Source organism: Streptomyces triculaminicus, assembly GCF_017349075.1.
In the GTDB taxonomy this organism is placed as follows: domain Bacteria; phylum Actinomycetota; class Actinomycetes; order Streptomycetales; family Streptomycetaceae; genus Streptomyces; species Streptomyces triculaminicus.
Window position 1 is genome coordinate 300,187 of the sequence record NZ_JAFMOF010000002.1, and the last position, 16,287, is coordinate 316,473.

The following is a 16,287-nucleotide window of genomic DNA, read 5'->3' on the forward strand; positions in this document are numbered from 1 at the left end:
CGGAAGGGGAGGGGCGCCCGGGGCGCCCCTCCCCTTCCACATGCGACCCGAACGCAACCGCCGCGGGCTCGAACACGTCCCTCGAAGGGAAGAGGGGGACGACATGAACCGGCCAAAAAAGCGGCGCACGACGCTGCTCAGGCGCCTCGCGGTGCGCGTCGCGACCGGCCTCGCCCTGCTGGTGCTGATACCCGTCGTGACGGCGGGCAGCGCGCTGCGGGCGTCGTACGCGGGCTCGCCCGCCCGGGACGCGGTCACGCGCGGCAGGGACGCCGTCTGGCTGGGGCACGCCTGGATCGACGGCCGCCGCGGCGAGGCCGACCTGGCACGGCTGAAGCGACGGATCGGGGACACCGGAATCCGCGACCTGTACGTGCACGCCGGCCCGCTCGGGAACGACGGCACGCTGCCCGCCTCGGCCTACCGCAACGCCGCCTGGCTCATCGGGGCCGTGCACCGCGAGCTGCCGGGCGTACGGGTGCAGGCGTGGCTGGGGAACAAGCTGGTGACCGGGCCGGGCGGCGCGGGGCTGTGGCTGGGCTCGCCGGCCGCCCGGGCCGCCGTGGTGGCCTCCGCGCGCCAGGTGATGCGGGCCGGGTTCGAGGGCGTGCACGTGGACGTCGAGCCGGTGCCCACCGGCGACGCCGCCTTCCTCGCCCTGCTCGACGACCTCCACCCGGTCGTGCGGTCGGCCGGCGGGGTGCTCTCGGTGGCCGCCCAGCAGATCGACCCGCTGCCCTCGATGCACAGCGCGGCCCGCGTGATGGGCAGCAAGAAGTGGTGGACCCAGAGCTACTTCGGCAAGGTCGCCCGCAGGGTGGACCAGATCGCCGTCATGTCGTACGACACCGCGCTGCCGTGGGAGAACCTCTACGGCGGCTATGTGGCCCGGCAGACGGCGCTCGCCCTCGAGGCCGCCCCGCCGACGACGGACCTGCTGATGGGCCTGCCCTTCTACCACACCGACACCTGGGGCCATCAGAGCCGGGCCGAGACCGCGGCGGCCGCCGTGCGCGGCGCCCGGCTGGGTCTGAGCCGCGAGGACCACGGCCGGCAGCGGTTCGGGATGGCCCTCTACGTGGACTTCGCGGCCACCGAGGCGGACTGGCGTGCCTACCGCAGCCAATGGGGCGTGCGTGGCTGAAAGGCCTCCCCCACGGGGGCTGCGAACGGGGGTCGTCGAAGTCGTAGGCTTGGGGCACACGCAAGGCAACGACAACTGCACGGAACGGCAACCGGCGACGCCCTGGACATCCGAGGGGCAGACCGGTCGGAAGGAGGCGCTGGGTGATCGAGCTTGAGGGGGTTCCCGAGCTGATCGACCCGGTCATGATCTGTGCCTTCGAGGGATGGAACGACGCCGGTGACGCCGCCTCCAGCGCGGTCGCGCATCTGGACCGGGAATGGAAGGGCGAGGTCTTCGCGGCGCTCGACGCCGAGGACTACTACGACTTCCAGGTCAACCGGCCCACGGTCTGGCTGGACGGCGGCGTCCGCAAGATCACCTGGCCGACCACCCGGCTCTCCGTGGTGCGCACCGGCGGCGACAAGGGCGCGCCGCGCGACCTCGTCCTCGTGCGCGGCATCGAACCGAGCATGCGCTGGCGCTCGTTCTGCAACGAGATCCTGGGGTTCGCCCACGAGCTGGGCGTGGAGATGGTGGTGATCCTCGGTTCGCTGCTCGGGGACACCCCGCACACCCGGCCCGTTCCGGTCAGCGGAGTGACCTCCGACCCGGACCTGGCCCGCACCCTGGACCTGGAGGAGTCCCGCTACGAGGGCCCGACCGGCATCGTCGGCATCCTCCAGGAGGCGTGCACCCACGCCGGCGTCCCGGCGGTGAGCCTGTGGGCGGCGGTTCCGCACTACGTCTCCCAGCCGCCGAACCCGAAGGCCACCCTGGCCCTGCTCAACCGCCTCGAGGACCTGATCGACCTGCGCGTCCCGCAGGGCGAGCTGCCCGAGGACGCGCGGGCCTGGCAGCTGGGCGTCGACCAGCTGGCCGCCGAGGACAGCGAGGTCGCCGAGTACGTCCAGTCGCTGGAGGAGGCGCGGGACACCGCGGATCTGCCGGAGGCCTCCGGCGAGGCCATCGCCCGGGAGTTCGAGCGCTATCTGCGCCGCCGCGACGGCCAGCCGGGGCAGCCCGGCGGGCTGGCGGCGGAGCCGGGCCTGACCGAGGGCGGCCGGGACGCCTCGTACCTCAGGGACACCACGAGCGGGCGTACGCGGCCTCCCAGGCCGCCCGCCAAGGATGAGGACGAGGGGGCGGCCGAGGGCCCCGAGAGGGGCCAGGACGGCCCGAAGGACGAGGACTGACCCTCCCGTCCCCGCTTTCGCGGGTTATCGACGCGACGCACCGTGGGGGGCGGTCGTACACTTGTCTGCCCGGTGAAGGCCGGTTCACCGCCCCGTACGGGGGTGGGGGACCGGCCTTCTCGTCCCCCAGGAGGTGTGCGGATGACCAGCACCATTCCCACTGTCGACACCCGTTCGGAGGCGTCGGCCCTGCAGGCCGTCCTGCTCGACATGGACGGCACTCTGGTCGACACCGAGGGTTTCTGGTGGGAGGTCGAAGTCGCGGTCTTCGCCGAGCTGGGACACCAGCTGCTGGAGGAGTGGCGCGAGGTGGTCGTCGGCGGCCCGATGTCCCGCAGCGCCTCCTTCCTGATCAAGGCCACCGGCGCGCGGATCGCGCTGGCCGAGCTGTCCGTCCTTCTCAACAGCCGCTTCTCCGAGATGATCGTCCGCGGGGTGCCGCTGATGCCGGGCGCCCGCCGGCTGCTGGCCGAGCTGGCCGCGCACTCGGTGCCGACGGCGCTGGTCTCGGCCTCGCACCGGGAGATCATCGACCGGGTGCTGCACAGCCTGGGCCCCGAGCACTTCACGCTCACCGTCGCGGGCGACGAGATGGCCCGGACCAAGCCGCACCCGGACCCGTATCTGCTGGCCGCCGCCCGGCTGGGCGTGGACCCCGCGCGCTGTGCGGTGGTGGAGGACACCCTCACGGGCGTGACGGCGGCGGAGGCGGCCGGCTGCCGGGTGGTGGCGGTGCCCTCGGTGGCGCCGATCCCGCCGGCGGCGGGGCGTACGGTCGTCCGCTCCCTGGAAGAAGTCGACTTGTCTTTTCTGCGGGGCCTGATCAAGGTCTGATCCCCGCGGGGCCTGCTCACGGGAATGCACCGGCGCATGCACTGAGCGTGCGGCGCCGGAATGACCAAGAACTCTTAGCGTTTGGTCGATTGTTTTCCGTGACGAATGCGGCGGCTGAATTCACGCGGTCGGCCGGGAAATCGGGCACGTGACGTTCGTCACCGGATCCGAAGTCCGCGCGTCGCCTTGCGTCGCCCCGTGAGGGTGTTCTCGAGGGCTGAAGCGCGCCCTTGTGTCCCGTTTGGTGATCTCCTGCCGGAATCGTTCCGGCGTCCGGATATCGGACATTCACCTGTCGTTATCACCGCGTGATTTTGCGTCGAGTTCGACCTGTTCCGGGGGCGGCGGCAGCGCGCACTAATCTTTTCGCGAGAACTTCACGACTGCCCGTATGACCAACACATCGACTATCGGTAGGGTCCGGGCAGTCGAACGCACCACAGGGAGAACCCCAGACAATGAACCGCAAGACGTTGGTCCTGCCGATCGTGGCAGGCCTGCTGGCACCCGCCCTCGTCGCCTGTGGCGGGGGCGAGGGATCCGGCGGGCACAAGGCCATCGTCATCGGCACGACCGACCGGTTCGAGGAGACCACCGACGCCCCGGCGCCGTTCGACCCCGCCGCCGCGTACGACATCGGCGCCTGGAACGTTCTCCACAGCACCTTCCAGACCCTGCTGCGGCTGCCCCGCTCCGGCACCGAGCCGGTCGGCGACGCCGCCGAGAAGTGCGTGTTCGGCGACCGCAAGAACGAGCAGCTCCGCTGCACGCTGCGCAGCGGCCTGAAGTTCTCCAACGGGCACGCGCTCACCTCCGAGGACGTCAAGTTCTCCATCGACCGCGCCCGGACGATCAACTTCGAGAACGGCCCGGTCTCCCTGCTGAACAACATCGACAAGGTGGAGACCCCGAGCGAGCTCGAGGTGGTCTTCCACCTCAAGTCGCCCGACGCCACCTTCCCGCAGAAGATCGCCACCCCGGCCGCCGCCATCGTCGACAGCGAGTCGTACGAGAAGGACAAGCTGGGCAACGGCTTCACGACGGTCGGCTCCGGCCCGTACACGCTGAAGACCGAGGCCAAGGACGGCCGGGTGGTCAAGGCCACGTTCAGCAGGAACGGGAGCTACAAGGGCTCCGTGAAAGTGCTGAACGACAAGGTCGAGATGCGCTTCTACGACGACTCCGCGTCGATGGAGAAGGCGCTCAAGAGCGGCGACGTGGACATCATGAACCGCGCCCTGCTGCCCGAGCAGATCGGCCGGCTGCGCACCGCCACGGACCAGGGCGTCCGCCTGCTGGAGTCGCCCGGCCAGGAGATCAGCTACCTCGCCTTCAACACCGAGGACCCGTCGGTCAAGCCCAAGGCCGTGCGCCAGGCCATGGCCCAGCTGGTCGACCGCCAGGAGCTGGCCCGCGACGACTACCAGCGCACGAGCGAGCCGCTGTACTCCCTGGTGCCCAGCGGCATCGCCGGCCACCAGAACTCCTTCTCCAACAAGTACGGCGAGCCCAGCACCGAGAAGGCCCGCGCCCTGCTGAAGGCCGCGAACATCACCACCCCGGTGCCGCTGACCCTCACGTACACCACCGACCACTACGGTGAGACCACCGAGAAGGTCTTCAAGTCGCTGCAGAAGCAGCTCAACGGCAGCGGTCTCTTCAACGCCAAGGTGCAGGGCGTGAAGTGGGCGGACTTCCGCCCCGAGGCGGCCAAGGGCAAGTACGCCGTCTACGGTATGGGCTGGTTCCCCGACTTCCCGGACGCGGACAACTTCATCGCCCCGTTCGTCGGCAAGGACAACTTCCTCTCCTCGCCCTACCGCAACCCGAAGATCTCCAACGAGCTGATCCCGCAGTCCCGCGAGGCCGCACAGCGCGACGCGGCCGCCAAGTACTTCCAGCAGGCCGCGGACATCGTCGCCGAGGACGTGCCGGTGCTGCCGCTGTGGCAGGGCAAGCAGTACGTCGCGGTGCGGGAGAAGATCACCGGCGCCGAGTGGGCGCTGAACTCGGCCTCCGAGCTGCAGCCGTGGGAGCTCACCCGCGGCTCCTGACGGCCGGCGCCACCTCGATTCGAACCACCAACGCAAGTCCAGCTTCACCGGTTTCACCAGATGGTCTTTTCTGCGATCAAGAACTGTGAGGAAAGTGCACGTGAGGAAACGTGACCAGTGGCTCGCCGCCCCGCTCGGCGCGGGGCTTGCCGCCGCCCTGCTGAGCGGGTGCGGATCGGAAGACGGCAACGCGGCCGGCACCGGGCAGTCGGTGGTCATGGGCATGTCGGACGAGGTGCTCTCCACCGACCCGGCATCCGGTTATGACCCGGGTTCCTGGCTGCTCTTCAACAACGTCTTCCAGTCGCTGATGAGCTTCCCCAAGGGAAGCACCACTCCGCAGCCGGACGCCGCCCAGAGCTGCAAGTTCAAGGACGACACCAGCACGGTCTACGAGTGCACGCTGGTGGAGGGGCTGAAGTTCAGCAACGGCCACGACCTCACCTCCGAGGACGTCGCCTACTCCTTCCGCCGCACGCTGAAGATCAACGACAAGAGCGGTCCGGCGTCGACCATGCTGTCGACGATCAAGAACATCAAGACGCCGGACAAGTCGACCGTCGTCTTCGAGCTCAAGCGCTCCGACGCGACCTTCCCGCAGAAGATCGCCTCCGGTGCCGGGTCGATCGTGGACCACACGGAGTACCCGAAGGACAAGCTCCGCACCGACGGCAAGGCCGTGGGTTCCGGGGTCTACAAGCTGGAGTCCTTCGACAAGAAGACGAAGGCCGTCTTCAAGCCCAACGGCTCCTACAAGGGCCCGGCCACGCTGCAGAACAGCGGCATGACCCTCAAGTTCTTCGACGGCAAGCAGGACGAGCTCAAGGCCGCCGTGCAGAAGGGCGACGTGGACCTGGCCTACCGAGGCCTGGCCATGAAGGACATCGCCGACATCGAGGCCGCCGAGGCCGGCGACAAGGGCAGCCTGAAGGTGATCGAGGGCACCAGTGCGGAGGTCCAGCACCTGGTGTTCAACGCCAAGGACCCCGTGGTCGGCAAGGTCGGCGTCCGCAAGGCGATCGCCTACACGATCGACCGCTCGACGCTCGTCCGCGACGTCTACAAGCGCACCGCCGAGCCGCTGTACTCGGTCGTCCCCAGCGGCATCACCGGCCACCGGACGCCGTTCTTCGACGTCTACGGCGACCGCCCGCAGCCCGACAAGGCCGCCGCGGCCATCAAGTCGGCGGGCATCACCGGCAAGGTCAAGCTCACCCTGTGGGCCACCCCGGTGCGTTACGGCCCGGCCACCGTGGCCGAGTTCAACGAGATCGCCAAGCAGTTGAACGCCAGCGGTCTCTTCGAGGCCGACGTGCAGAGCGTGCCGTTCGACCAGTACGAGAAGGACATCGCCGCCGGCAAGTACGGCGTCTACGTCAAGGGCTGGGTTCCTGACTACCCGGACCCGGACAACTTCACCGCGCCGTTCTTCGGCGAGGACAACGTGCTGGCGAACAACTACCAGTCCAAGGAGATAGCCGGCATCCTGCCGAACACCGCCGCCCAGGGCAGCCGTGCCGCGACCGTCGCCGACTTCACCAAGGTCCAGAACGCCGTCGCCCAGGACGTGCCGGTGCTGCCGCTGTGGCAGGGCAAGCAGTACGCGGTGGCCAACGAGCAGATCTCCGGTCTGCAGTGGACCCTGGACGCCTCGACCGTCTTCCGTTTCTGGGAGATCAGCAAGGGCGCCAAGGGATAACACCCCCCGTCGACACGACGACGCCCCGGCACACGATGACCGTGTGCCGGGGCGTCGTCGCGTCGCGGCGCCTCACTCGCGCTCGCGGCCTGAGGCAGTGTCGTACGGGGTGGGGTCTCACTGCGCCCCGGGGCGCACCAGTCCGCTCTCGTAGGCGTAGACGGCGGCCTGCACCCGGTCCCGCAGGCCCAGCTTGGTCAGCACATGCCCCACATGCGTCTTGACCGTGGTCTCGCTGACGAACAGATCCGCCGCGATCTCGGCGTTCGACAGGCCCCGGGCCACCAGCTTGAGCACCTCGACCTCACGGTCGGTCAGCGTGTGCAGGGTGTCCGGCAACACCTCCTCGCCCGACGGCAGATGCCCGGCGTACTTGTCCAGCAGCCGCCGCGTGATGCTCGGCGCCAGCATCGCCTCGCCGCCCGCCACCACCCGGATCGCCTGCACCAGCTCATGGGCCGGCGCGTCCTTGAGCAGGAAGCCGCTGGCCCCCGCCCGCAGCGCCTCGACCACGTACTCGTCGAGGTCGAAGGTGGTGAGCACCAGCACCTTCGCCGGGCCGTCGCGCTCCGGGCCGGTGATCTGCCGGGTGGCCTCGACGCCGTCCATGCGGGGCATCCGGATGTCCATCAGCACCACATCGGGCTGCAGGGCCCGGACCTGGTCGATGGCCTGCAGACCGTCCCCGGCCTCCCCGACGACCGCGAGATCCTGCTCGGCCTCCAGGATCATGCGGAAGCCGGTGCGCAGCAGAGGCTGGTCGTCGACCAACAGGACGCGGATCGCCACAGGAGAACTCCTTCGCTAGACCGCGTCCATTCTGCCCTGCGCCTCGCCGGCCGGGGCAGCCGGACCGTCGTCCGGCGCCGTCCGCGGCGCCGGAACGGGCAGCGGATACGGCGGGGGAGTGCCGCCGAACTCCGGGCAGAGCGCCTGGTGGTCGCACCAGCCGCACAGCTTCGTCGGCCGCGGCCGCCAGTCGCCGGTGTCGGTGGCCAGCGAGATCGCCTCCCACAGCGCGCGCAGCTTGCGCTCCACCGCCAGCAGCTCCGCCTCCACCGGGTCGTACGTCAGCACGTCGCCGCTGCCCAGGTAGACCAGCTGCAGGCGGCGCGGCATGCGGCCCTTCAGCCGCCACATCACCAGCGCGTAGAACATCATCTGGAACAGCGGGGTCTCGCGGTACCGCGGGGCGGGGGCCTTGCCGGTCTTGTAGTCCACGATGCGCACGTCGCCCGACGGGGTCACGTCCACCCGGTCGACGATGCCGCGCAGCTTCAGCCCCGAGTCCAGCACCGTCTCCACGAACAGCTCCCGCTCGGCCGGCTCCAGGCGCGTGGGGTCCTCGAGGGTGAACCACCGCTCGACCAGCCGCTCCGCGTCCGCCAGCCACGTCGCGAGCCGGTCGGCGTCCTGGCTGCCGTCCTCCCGCAGGAACAGCTCCGCCAGCTCCGGCTTCGAGCCCAGCAGCCGCTCCCACTCGCCCGGGACCAGCCCCTTGGCCCGCGGCGCCGTCCGCTCGGCCGCCGGGGCGTCGAAGAGCCGCTCGAGCACCGAGTGCACCACCGTGCCCCGGGTGGCCGCCGCGCTCGGCTTCTCCGGGAGCTTGTCGATCACCCGGAAGCGGTAGAGCAGCGGACACTGCATGAAGTCGGCCGCGCGCGACGGCGACAGCGAGGCCGGGCGGGCGGCGGTCGGCGCCGGGGCGGCGGAGGGCTCGGGGGCGGTATCCATGACACAAACCCTACGGCCGGTCACTGACAGTCGGACGCATACCATCGACGGTAGACCCCTTCGCACTGCATGATCGTAAGAATGCACCACGTGGGTGCGAATGACCGGATCCGACGAGGGGACACCGTGGACAACAGCGGGCAGGGCCAATCCGGCGGCGTCGGAGGCGCCGGCCGACCGGCCGGGCCCGGGGATCGCAAGCCGCAGCGCCCGCGCGAGAGCGGCGGCGGCATCCTCATGGGCCGGCCCTTCGGGGTGCCCGTCTACGTCGCCCCCAGCTGGTTCCTCGTCGCCGCCCTCATCACCTGGGTCTTCGGCGGCCAGCTCGACCGCGTCCTGCCCGAGCTGGGCCGCGTCCGCTATCTGGTCGCCCTCTTCTTCGCGGTCGCCTTCTACGCCTCCGTCCTGGTCCACGAGCTGGCCCACACGGTCGCCGCACTGCGCTTCAAACTGCCGGTGCGCCGCATCCAGCTGCAGTTCTTCGGCGGCGTCTCCGAGATCGAGAAGGAGACCGAGACCCCCGGCCGCGAATTCGTGCTGGCCTTCGTCGGGCCGCTGCTCTCGCTCGTCCTCGCCGGGCTCTTCTACCTCGGCGTGCTCGCCGTCGAGCCGGGCACCGTGCCCGCCGTGCTGCTCGCCGGGCTGATGGTCTCCAACCTGCTCGTCGCGGCCTTCAACCTGCTGCCCGGGCTGCCGCTGGACGGCGGCCGCATGCTCCGGGCCATCGTGTGGAAGATCAGCGGCCGGCCCATGACCGGCACCGTGGCCGCCGCCTGGGTCGGCCGCGCCCTCGCCGTCTCCGTCCTCGTCGGCCTCCCGCTGCTCACCCACCGCGACTCCACCGAGGAGCTCGGCGGCCTCGACACCCTCACCGACGCCCTGCTCGCCGCCATCCTCGCCGCGATCATCTGGACGGGCGCCGGGAACAGCCTGCGCATGGCGCGGCTGCGCGAGCACCTGCCCGCCCTGCGGGCCCGCGCCCTGACCCGGCGCGCCGTCCCCGTCGAGACGGACACCCCGCTGTCGGAGGCCCTGCGCCGCGCCAACGAGGCCGGGGCCCGCGCCCTGGTCGTCGTCGACGGACAGGGCAACCCCACCGCGCTGGTCCGCGAGGCCGCCATCGTCGGAGTCCCCGAGCACCGCCGCCCCTGGGTCGCGGTCGGCACCCTCGCCCAGGACCTGCGCGAGGGCATGCGCATCCCCGCCGAGCTCTCCGGCGAGGACCTCCTCGACGTGCTCCGGGCCACCCCCGCCACGGAGTACCTGGTCGTCGAGGACTCCGGCGAGGTCTACGGCGTCCTGTCCACCGCCGACGTCGAGCGCGCCTTCGTCGCGGCCATGGCCAGGCCCTCGTCCTGAAGGCTCCGCGGGCCTCCTGGTGCTTCGGGATGCTTCGGGGCGCCTCGTGGCGCCTCGTGGTGCTGAGGCCTCCGCGGGCCCGGTACGCTGGTCACATGTCCGAACCGACCGGTGCCGCCCGCCGTCGCGGGCCCTTCCAGGTCGGGGACCAGGTCCAGCTCACCGACCCCAAGGGACGCCACTACACGTTCACGCTCGAGGCCGGGAAGAACTTTCACACCCACAAGGGTTCCTTCCCGCACGACGAGCTGATCGGTGCTCCCGAGGGCAGTGTTGTCCGTACCACGGGAAACGTCGCCTACCTCGCGCTGCGCCCCCTGCTCCCCGACTACGTCCTGTCCATGCCCCGCGGTGCCGCCGTGGTCTACCCCAAGGACGCGGGGCAGATCCTGGCCTTCGCCGACATCTTCCCCGGCGCCCGCGTCGTCGAGGCCGGTGTGGGCTCCGGTTCGCTCAGCAGCTTCCTGCTGCGGGCCATCGGCGACCAGGGCATGCTGCACTCCTACGAGCGCCGCGCGGACTTCGCCGAGATCGCGCAGGCCAACGTGGAGCGCTACTTCGGCGGCCCGCACCCCGCCTGGCAGCTGACCGTCGGCGACCTGCAGGACAACCTCTCCGACACCGACGTCGACCGGGTCATCCTCGACATGCTCGCCCCGTGGGAGTGCCTGGAGGCCGTCTCCAAGGCGCTCGTGCCCGGCGGCATCCTGTGCTGCTACGTGGCCACGACCACCCAGCTCGCGCGGACCGTGGAGTCCATCCGTGAGATCGGCTGCTTCGCCGAGCCGCAGCCGTGGGAGTCGATGATCCGCAACTGGCACGTCGAGGGTCTCGCGGTCCGCCCGGACCACCGGATGATCGGTCACACCGGCTTCCTGGTCACCGCCCGCCGCCTGGCGGACGGCGTCGAGCCCCCGATGCGCCGCCGCCGTCCGGCCAAGGGCGCCTACGGCGACGACTACGAGGGCCCCAACAAGGGCTGACGCCCGCCCGTACCACCGAGCGCCGCCGCCGGGTTCCATGAACTCGGCGGCGGCGCTCGTGCGTTGAGTGAATCCAGGGCCCATGCCCGCCGTAGGACGGCCATGCGTCGTATGGCACGATGCGGAAGATCCTCGTCCCCAGCTCTCACAGGAGTCGGTGCGCGTGCAGTCCCCGGCAGGACCCGAGCCCCACCCGCACACCCGTCCCCGCCCGGTCCACTGGCTGGCCACCGCCGCCGCCCTGGCCGGCGTGATCACCGGCGTGGTCCTCCTGGGCCCCGGCGACGCCACCGCCACCGCGCCGGCCACCGCGGCCCCCGACGCCCGGGCCGTGCGGTATCCGGTGCACTGCGGCCTGGCGCGCGCGGAGGTCGTCCGCGCGGTCGCGGGAGACCTCGACGGCGACGGCCGGGCCGAGACGGCGGCGGTCGTGCGCTGCCCTGCGGGGGCGGGCACCCCGCCCAGCGGCGTCTACGTCCTCGCCCCGCCGGCCGCCCCGGGGGCCGCGCCCCGGATCGTGGCGACGCTGGTCGACCCCGGGCAGAAGATGAACGTCACCGGCCTCACCGTCACCGAGCGCACCCTTTCGGCCACTCTTCTCGGCTACTCCGCCGCGGCCGTCCCGCGCTGCTGCCCCGACCTGAGGCGGGCGGTCAAGTGGCACTGGCGCGAGGGGAAGTTCGCGCTGACCCCGCTGCCGGTCGCCACGCGTGCGTGAGCCGTTACGCCGCGTCCGGCCCGTAGACCTCGACCTTGTCCGAGACGCGCCGGACGTGGATGCAGTCCCCCGGGCACTCCCGGGCCGAATCCCGCACGTCGTCGAGCAACGGCAGCGGGACGCGCGTGGTGGCACCCTTGTCCTGGAGCAGCTCGTCGTCCGCGCTCTTCACATAGGCGAGACCGTCGATGTCCAGCTCGAAGACCTCGGGGGCGTACTGCGCGCAGATGCCGTCACCGGTGCACAGGTCCTGGTCGATCCAGACTTCCAGCTCACCGAGTCCCTCTTCCTGCACGGTCATCTCGCCTGCCGTTTCCTGCGTACGTGAACCAATTGGAGCCAGCCCTGACGGGTGTTGACCGACTCGACGATACAACCGCCCGCTTTCCGATGTTGATGGGTGGGTATTCCCCTCACGTGAGGACGTGCGCAAGGGTGAAGATCGGACACACTCCGACCGGGTTTGTGATCTAGGGGTTTCAACCTGCACCGGCCCAGGTAGGGTCAGGAAGCGTCCAGCTCCCCTTGGAGGAGGTGAGGACCGTGGCAGCCCACGACGACGACATGAACCGCGGCATCCGGCCCGGACGAGGGTCTGACGACCCCGCGGGCCAGGTTGCCTATCTCGAGCAGGAGATCGCCGTCCTGCGCCGCAAGCTCGCCGACTCTCCGCGTCACACGAGGATTCTCGAAGAGCGGATCGTCGAGCTCCAGACGAACCTGGCCGGCGTCTCCGCACAGAACGAGCGCCTCGCGAACACCCTCCGCGAGGCCCGGGACCAGATCGTGGCCCTCAAGGAGGAGGTCGACCGGCTCGCGCAGCCGCCGGCCGGCTTCGGGGTCTTCCTGGCGGCGAACGACGACGCCACCGCCGACATCTTCACCGGGGGCCGCAAGCTCCGGGTGAACGTCAGCCCCGGCGTCGGGCTCGAGGAGCTCAGGCCCGGCCAGGAGGTCATGCTCAACGAGGCCCTCAACGTGGTCGACGCCATGGCGTACGAGCGGCACGGCGACATCGTCACCCTCAAGGAGATCCTCGAGGACGGCGAACGCGCCCTGGTCATCGGGCACACCGACGAGGAGCGGGTGGTGAGGCTCGCCGAGCCGCTGCTGGACACCACCATCCGCCCCGGCGACGCCCTGCTGCTCGAGCCCCGCTCCGGCTACGTCTACGAGGTCATCCCGAAGAGCGAGGTCGAGGAACTCGTCCTCGAAGAGGTCCCGGACATCGACTACACGAAGATCGGCGGCCTGGGAAACCAGATCGAGCTGATCCGCGACGCGGTCGAGCTCCCCTACCTCTACCCCGACCTCTTCAAGGAGCACGAACTGCGGCCGCCCAAGGGCGTGCTGCTGTACGGCCCGCCCGGCTGCGGCAAGACGCTCATCGCCAAGGCGGTGGCCAACTCCCTTGCCAAGAAGGTCGCCGAGGTCACCGGCAAGCCCGCGGGGAAGAGCTTCTTCCTCAACATCAAGGGCCCCGAGCTGCTGAACAAGTACGTCGGCGAGACCGAGCGGCACATCCGGCTGATCTTCCAGCGCGCCCGGGAGAAGGCCAGCGAGGGCACGCCGGTGATCGTCTTCTTCGACGAGATGGACTCCCTCTTCCGCACCCGCGGCTCCGGGGTCAGCTCGGACGTGGAGAACACCATCGTCCCCCAGCTGCTCTCCGAGATCGACGGCGTGGAGGGCCTGGAGAACGTCATCGTCATCGGCGCCTCCAACCGCGAGGACATGATCGACCCGGCGATCCTCCGCCCGGGCCGGCTCGATGTGAAGATCAAGATCGAGCGTCCGGACGCCGAGGCCGCCAAGGACATCTTCTCGAAGTACCTGACCGAGACCCTGCCGCTGCACGCCGACGACCTCGCCGAGCACGGCGGGTCCGCCAGGGCGGCCGTCGGGGGCATGATCCAGTCGGTCGTCGAGCAGATGTACGCCGAATCCGAGGAGAACCGCTTCCTGGAGGTCACCTACGCCAATGGTGACAAGGAAGTCCTCTATTTCAAGGACTTCAATTCCGGGGCGATGATCCAGAACATTGTGGACCGGGCGAAGAAAATGGCCATCAAGGCCTTCCTGGACCACAACCAGAAGGGTCTGCGCGTCTCCCACCTGCTCGCCGCCTGCGTGGACGAGTTCAAGGAGAACGAGGACCTGCCCAACACCACCAACCCGGACGACTGGGCCCGTATCTCCGGAAAGAAGGGTGAGCGGATCGTCTTCATCCGCACCCTGGTCACCGGAAAGCAGGGCGCCGACACCGGCCGCTCCATCGACACCGTGGCCAATACCGGCCAGTATCTGTAACACCGCCGTCCGGCTGCGGATGTCCCTGAAGTTCCGCCTTCCCCGCCTCCGGGCGGGGGAGGACCCAGGGCGTCCGCAGCCGGACGCGTTTTGCACCATGTGTTGCACCACTTGTGGGACTCGCACAAGCGACGTTTTCCGACCGCCACAAGAACCGGAGCAATGACTGTAATGATCTCCCCAGGGCCGCAAAGCCGTTCTAGGCTCTTCGGTACCGCCGCCGAGCGCAATGGGGGATCGGGGACCGTGCACGTTCTGGATGCGCAGCGGTACTTGAGCGGCCACCCCACCCGGGGGAGCCGCCGGGCAAGGAGGGCCGCATGACCGTACGGCGAGTAATGGGCATCGAGACGGAGTACGGGATCTCCGTCCCGGGTCACCCGAACGCCAATGCCATGCTCACCTCGTCCCAGATCGTCAACGCCTACGCGGCCGCGATGCACCGGGCACGCCGTGCCCGCTGGGACTTCGAGGAGGAGAACCCGCTGCGGGACGCCCGCGGCTTCGACCTCGCCCGCGAGGCCGCGGACTCCAGTCAGCTCACCGACGAGGACATCGGGCTGGCCAACGTCATCCTCACCAATGGCGCACGCCTGTACGTCGACCACGCCCACCCGGAGTACAGCTCCCCGGAGATCACCAACCCCCGGGACGCCGTCCTCTGGGACAAGGCGGGGGAACGGATCATGGCCGAGGCCGCCGAGCGGGCCGCCCAGCTGCCCGGAGCCCAGCCGATCCACCTCTACAAGAACAACACCGACAACAAGGGCGCCTCCTACGGCACCCATGAGAACTACCTGATGAAGCGGGAGACCCCCTTCTCGGACATCGTGCGCCACCTGACGCCGTTCTTCGTCTCCCGCCAGGTCGTCACCGGCGCCGGCCGCGTCGGCATCGGCCAGGACGGCCACGAGCACGGCTTCCAGATCAGCCAGCGCGCCGACTACTTCGAGGTGGAGGTGGGCCTGGAGACCACCCTCAAGCGGCCCATCATCAACACCCGCGACGAGCCGCACGCCGACGCCGAGAAGTACCGCCGGCTGCACGTCATCATCGGCGACGCCAACCTCTCGGAGATCTCCACCTACCTCAAGCTGGGCACCACCGCCCTGGTGCTGTCGATGATCGAGGACGGCTTCATCGCCGTCGACCTCGCCGTCGAGCAGCCCGTGCGCACCCTCCACCAGGTCAGCCACGACCCCTCCCTGCGACGCCTGATCACGCTGCGCAGCGGCCGTACGCTCACGGCGGTGCAGCTGCAGATGGAGTACTTCGAGCTGGCGCGCAAGTACGTCGAGGACCGCTTCGGGGCGGACGCGGACGAGCAGACCAAGGACGTGCTCACCCGCTGGGAGGACGTCCTGAACCGGCTCGAGCACGACCCGATGAGCCTGGCCGGGGAGCTGGACTGGGTGGCCAAGCGGGAGCTGCTCGAGGGCTACCGCCGCCGCGACGGCCTGGGCTGGGACGCGGCCCGGCTGCACCTGGTGGACCTGCAGTACGCGGACGTGCGGCCGGACAAGGGCCTGTACAACCGGCTGGCGGCCCGGGGCCGGATGAAGCGCCTGCTGGACGAGGCCGACGTGGCCCGCGCCCGCACGGCCCCGCCCGAGGACACCCGCGCCTACTTCCGCGGCCGCTGCCTGGAGCAGTACGCCGAGGACGTGGCGGCCGCCTCCTGGGACTCGGTCATCTTCGACCTTCCCGGCCGTGACTCCCTGCAGCGGGTCCCCACGCTGGAGCCGCTGCGCGGCACCCGCAACCACGTCAAGGAGCTCCTGGACCGCTGTCGCACCGCCGAGGACCTGGTGCGGGTGCTCTCGGGCGGCTGATGCGGGGATCTCCCCGGCGATGCCGGGCGAAGGGTCTGAGAAGCACGGGATGAGGGAATCATCAGGGTGGTTCCGGGACGTTGTAGCAAGTGCGGGGCCGATGCCGGACCCTGCTTGTAGGGTCTGATCTTGTACGGCGCTACATCCGGAAGTTTCGTCCGAACACGAGCGGGGTGAGGGGTATGGCGACCAAGGACACCGGCGGCGGGCAGCAGAAGGCCACGCGTTCGACAGAGGAGGTCGAGGAGCAGGCGCAGGACGCGCAGGTCTCCGAGGACCTCAAGGAGCGCCAGGAGAAGCTGTCGGACGACGTGGACTCCGTGCTGGACGAAATCGATGACGTGCTCGAAGAGAACGCCGAGGACTTCGTACGTTCGTTCGTGCAAAAGGGCGGACAGTAGGGGCGGCACTCCGTCCCGTGTCCCGTGCCGGGGCACGGGACGGA

14 protein-coding genes are annotated in these 16,287 nt (G+C 70.0%); 11 read left to right on the plus strand and 3 right to left on the minus strand.

Annotation, left to right across the window (positions count from 1 at the left end; genetic code table 11):
- The first annotated feature begins 103 nt into the window (after positions 1 to 103).
- The 5 genes from J1792_RS11350 to J1792_RS11370 all read left to right on the plus strand — a co-directional run bounded on the left by J1792_RS11350 (position 104) and on the right by J1792_RS11370 (position 6,906).
- Positions 104 to 1,144, plus strand: coding sequence for a glycoside hydrolase family 18 protein (locus tag J1792_RS11350; protein ID WP_086569148.1), 1,041 nt, complete (start codon positions 104 to 106; stop codon positions 1,142 to 1,144).
- Between the two features lie 143 nt (positions 1,145 to 1,287).
- Positions 1,288 to 2,319, plus strand: a complete 1,032-nt coding sequence (locus J1792_RS11355; protein WP_179198863.1) for a PAC2 family protein — start codon at positions 1,288 to 1,290, stop codon at positions 2,317 to 2,319.
- A 141-nt stretch (positions 2,320 to 2,460) separates the two neighbouring features.
- Entirely contained in the window at positions 2,461 to 3,153 is a 693-nt protein-coding gene (locus J1792_RS11360) for an HAD family hydrolase (RefSeq protein WP_086569150.1), read from the plus strand.
- A 458-nt stretch (positions 3,154 to 3,611) separates the two neighbouring features.
- A complete protein-coding gene (locus J1792_RS11365; RefSeq protein ID WP_207247188.1) occupies positions 3,612 to 5,207 on the plus strand; it encodes an ABC transporter substrate-binding protein in 1,596 nt (531 codons plus the stop codon).
- Positions 5,208 to 5,307: 100 nt separating this feature from the next.
- Positions 5,308 to 6,906 (plus strand): ABC transporter substrate-binding protein, encoded by a 1,599-nt coding sequence (locus tag J1792_RS11370; RefSeq protein WP_086569154.1) that lies wholly within the window; start codon positions 5,308 to 5,310, stop codon positions 6,904 to 6,906.
- A gap of 117 nt (positions 6,907 to 7,023) precedes the next feature.
- Here J1792_RS11370 and J1792_RS11375 read toward each other — a convergent pair whose 3' ends face one another.
- Complete coding sequence (locus J1792_RS11375) at positions 7,024 to 7,695, minus strand: response regulator (RefSeq protein WP_086569156.1); 672 nt, start codon at positions 7,693 to 7,695, stop codon at positions 7,024 to 7,026.
- Between the two features lie 15 nt (positions 7,696 to 7,710).
- Positions 7,711 to 8,640 carry a RecB family exonuclease gene (locus J1792_RS11380; protein ID WP_242645879.1) on the minus strand — a complete coding sequence of 310 codons (930 nt, stop codon included), beginning with the start codon at positions 8,638 to 8,640 and terminating at the stop codon, positions 7,711 to 7,713.
- Positions 8,641 to 8,766: 126 nt separating this feature from the next.
- Between J1792_RS11380 and J1792_RS11385 the strand changes: the two genes are divergently transcribed.
- The 3 genes from J1792_RS11385 (at position 8,767) to J1792_RS11395 (ending at position 11,700) form a co-directional block, all read left to right on the plus strand.
- Complete coding sequence (locus J1792_RS11385; protein ID WP_086569160.1) at positions 8,767 to 9,999, plus strand: site-2 protease family protein; 1,233 nt, start codon at positions 8,767 to 8,769, stop codon at positions 9,997 to 9,999.
- 95 nt (positions 10,000 to 10,094) lie between these two features.
- Complete coding sequence (locus tag J1792_RS11390) at positions 10,095 to 10,982, plus strand: tRNA (adenine-N1)-methyltransferase (protein WP_086569162.1); 888 nt, start codon at positions 10,095 to 10,097, stop codon at positions 10,980 to 10,982.
- A 163-nt stretch (positions 10,983 to 11,145) separates the two neighbouring features.
- Positions 11,146 to 11,700, plus strand: coding sequence for a hypothetical protein (locus J1792_RS11395; protein ID WP_086569164.1), 555 nt, complete (start codon positions 11,146 to 11,148; stop codon positions 11,698 to 11,700).
- A 4-nt stretch (positions 11,701 to 11,704) separates the two neighbouring features.
- Here J1792_RS11395 and J1792_RS11400 read toward each other — a convergent pair whose 3' ends face one another.
- Entirely contained in the window at positions 11,705 to 12,001 is a 297-nt protein-coding gene (locus J1792_RS11400) for a ferredoxin (RefSeq protein ID WP_086569165.1), read from the minus strand.
- A 242-nt stretch (positions 12,002 to 12,243) separates the two neighbouring features.
- Between J1792_RS11400 and arc the strand changes: the two genes are divergently transcribed.
- The 3 genes from arc to J1792_RS11415 all read left to right on the plus strand — a co-directional run bounded on the left by arc (position 12,244) and on the right by J1792_RS11415 (position 16,243).
- Positions 12,244 to 14,010 carry a proteasome ATPase gene (arc, locus tag J1792_RS11405; RefSeq protein ID WP_086569213.1) on the plus strand — a complete coding sequence of 589 codons (1,767 nt, stop codon included), beginning with the start codon at positions 12,244 to 12,246 and terminating at the stop codon, positions 14,008 to 14,010.
- Positions 14,011 to 14,330: 320 nt separating this feature from the next.
- Entirely contained in the window at positions 14,331 to 15,842 is a 1,512-nt protein-coding gene (gene dop / locus J1792_RS11410; RefSeq protein WP_207247190.1) for a depupylase/deamidase Dop, read from the plus strand.
- 182 nt (positions 15,843 to 16,024) lie between these two features.
- Positions 16,025 to 16,243 (plus strand): ubiquitin-like protein Pup, encoded by a 219-nt coding sequence (locus J1792_RS11415; protein WP_086569168.1) that lies wholly within the window; start codon positions 16,025 to 16,027, stop codon positions 16,241 to 16,243.
- Positions 16,244 to 16,287: the final 44 nt, after the last annotated feature.

Coding starts and splice junctions, on each gene's coding strand:
- J1792_RS11390 (WP_086569162.1), top strand. CDS start 10,095: ATGTCCGAACCGACCGGTGCCGCCCGCCGTCGCGGGCCCTTCCAGGTC.
- J1792_RS11400 (WP_086569165.1), bottom strand. CDS start 12,001: ATGACCGTGCAGGAAGAGGGACTCGGTGAGCTGGAAGTCTGGATCGAC.
- J1792_RS11350 (WP_086569148.1), top strand. CDS start 104: ATGAACCGGCCAAAAAAGCGGCGCACGACGCTGCTCAGGCGCCTCGCG.
- J1792_RS11380 (WP_242645879.1), bottom strand. CDS start 8,640: ATGGATACCGCCCCCGAGCCCTCCGCCGCCCCGGCGCCGACCGCCGCC.
- J1792_RS11365 (WP_207247188.1), top strand. CDS start 3,612: ATGAACCGCAAGACGTTGGTCCTGCCGATCGTGGCAGGCCTGCTGGCA.
- J1792_RS11415 (WP_086569168.1), top strand. CDS start 16,025: ATGGCGACCAAGGACACCGGCGGCGGGCAGCAGAAGGCCACGCGTTCG.
- dop (WP_207247190.1), top strand. CDS start 14,331: ATGACCGTACGGCGAGTAATGGGCATCGAGACGGAGTACGGGATCTCC.
- J1792_RS11360 (WP_086569150.1), top strand. CDS start 2,461: ATGACCAGCACCATTCCCACTGTCGACACCCGTTCGGAGGCGTCGGCC.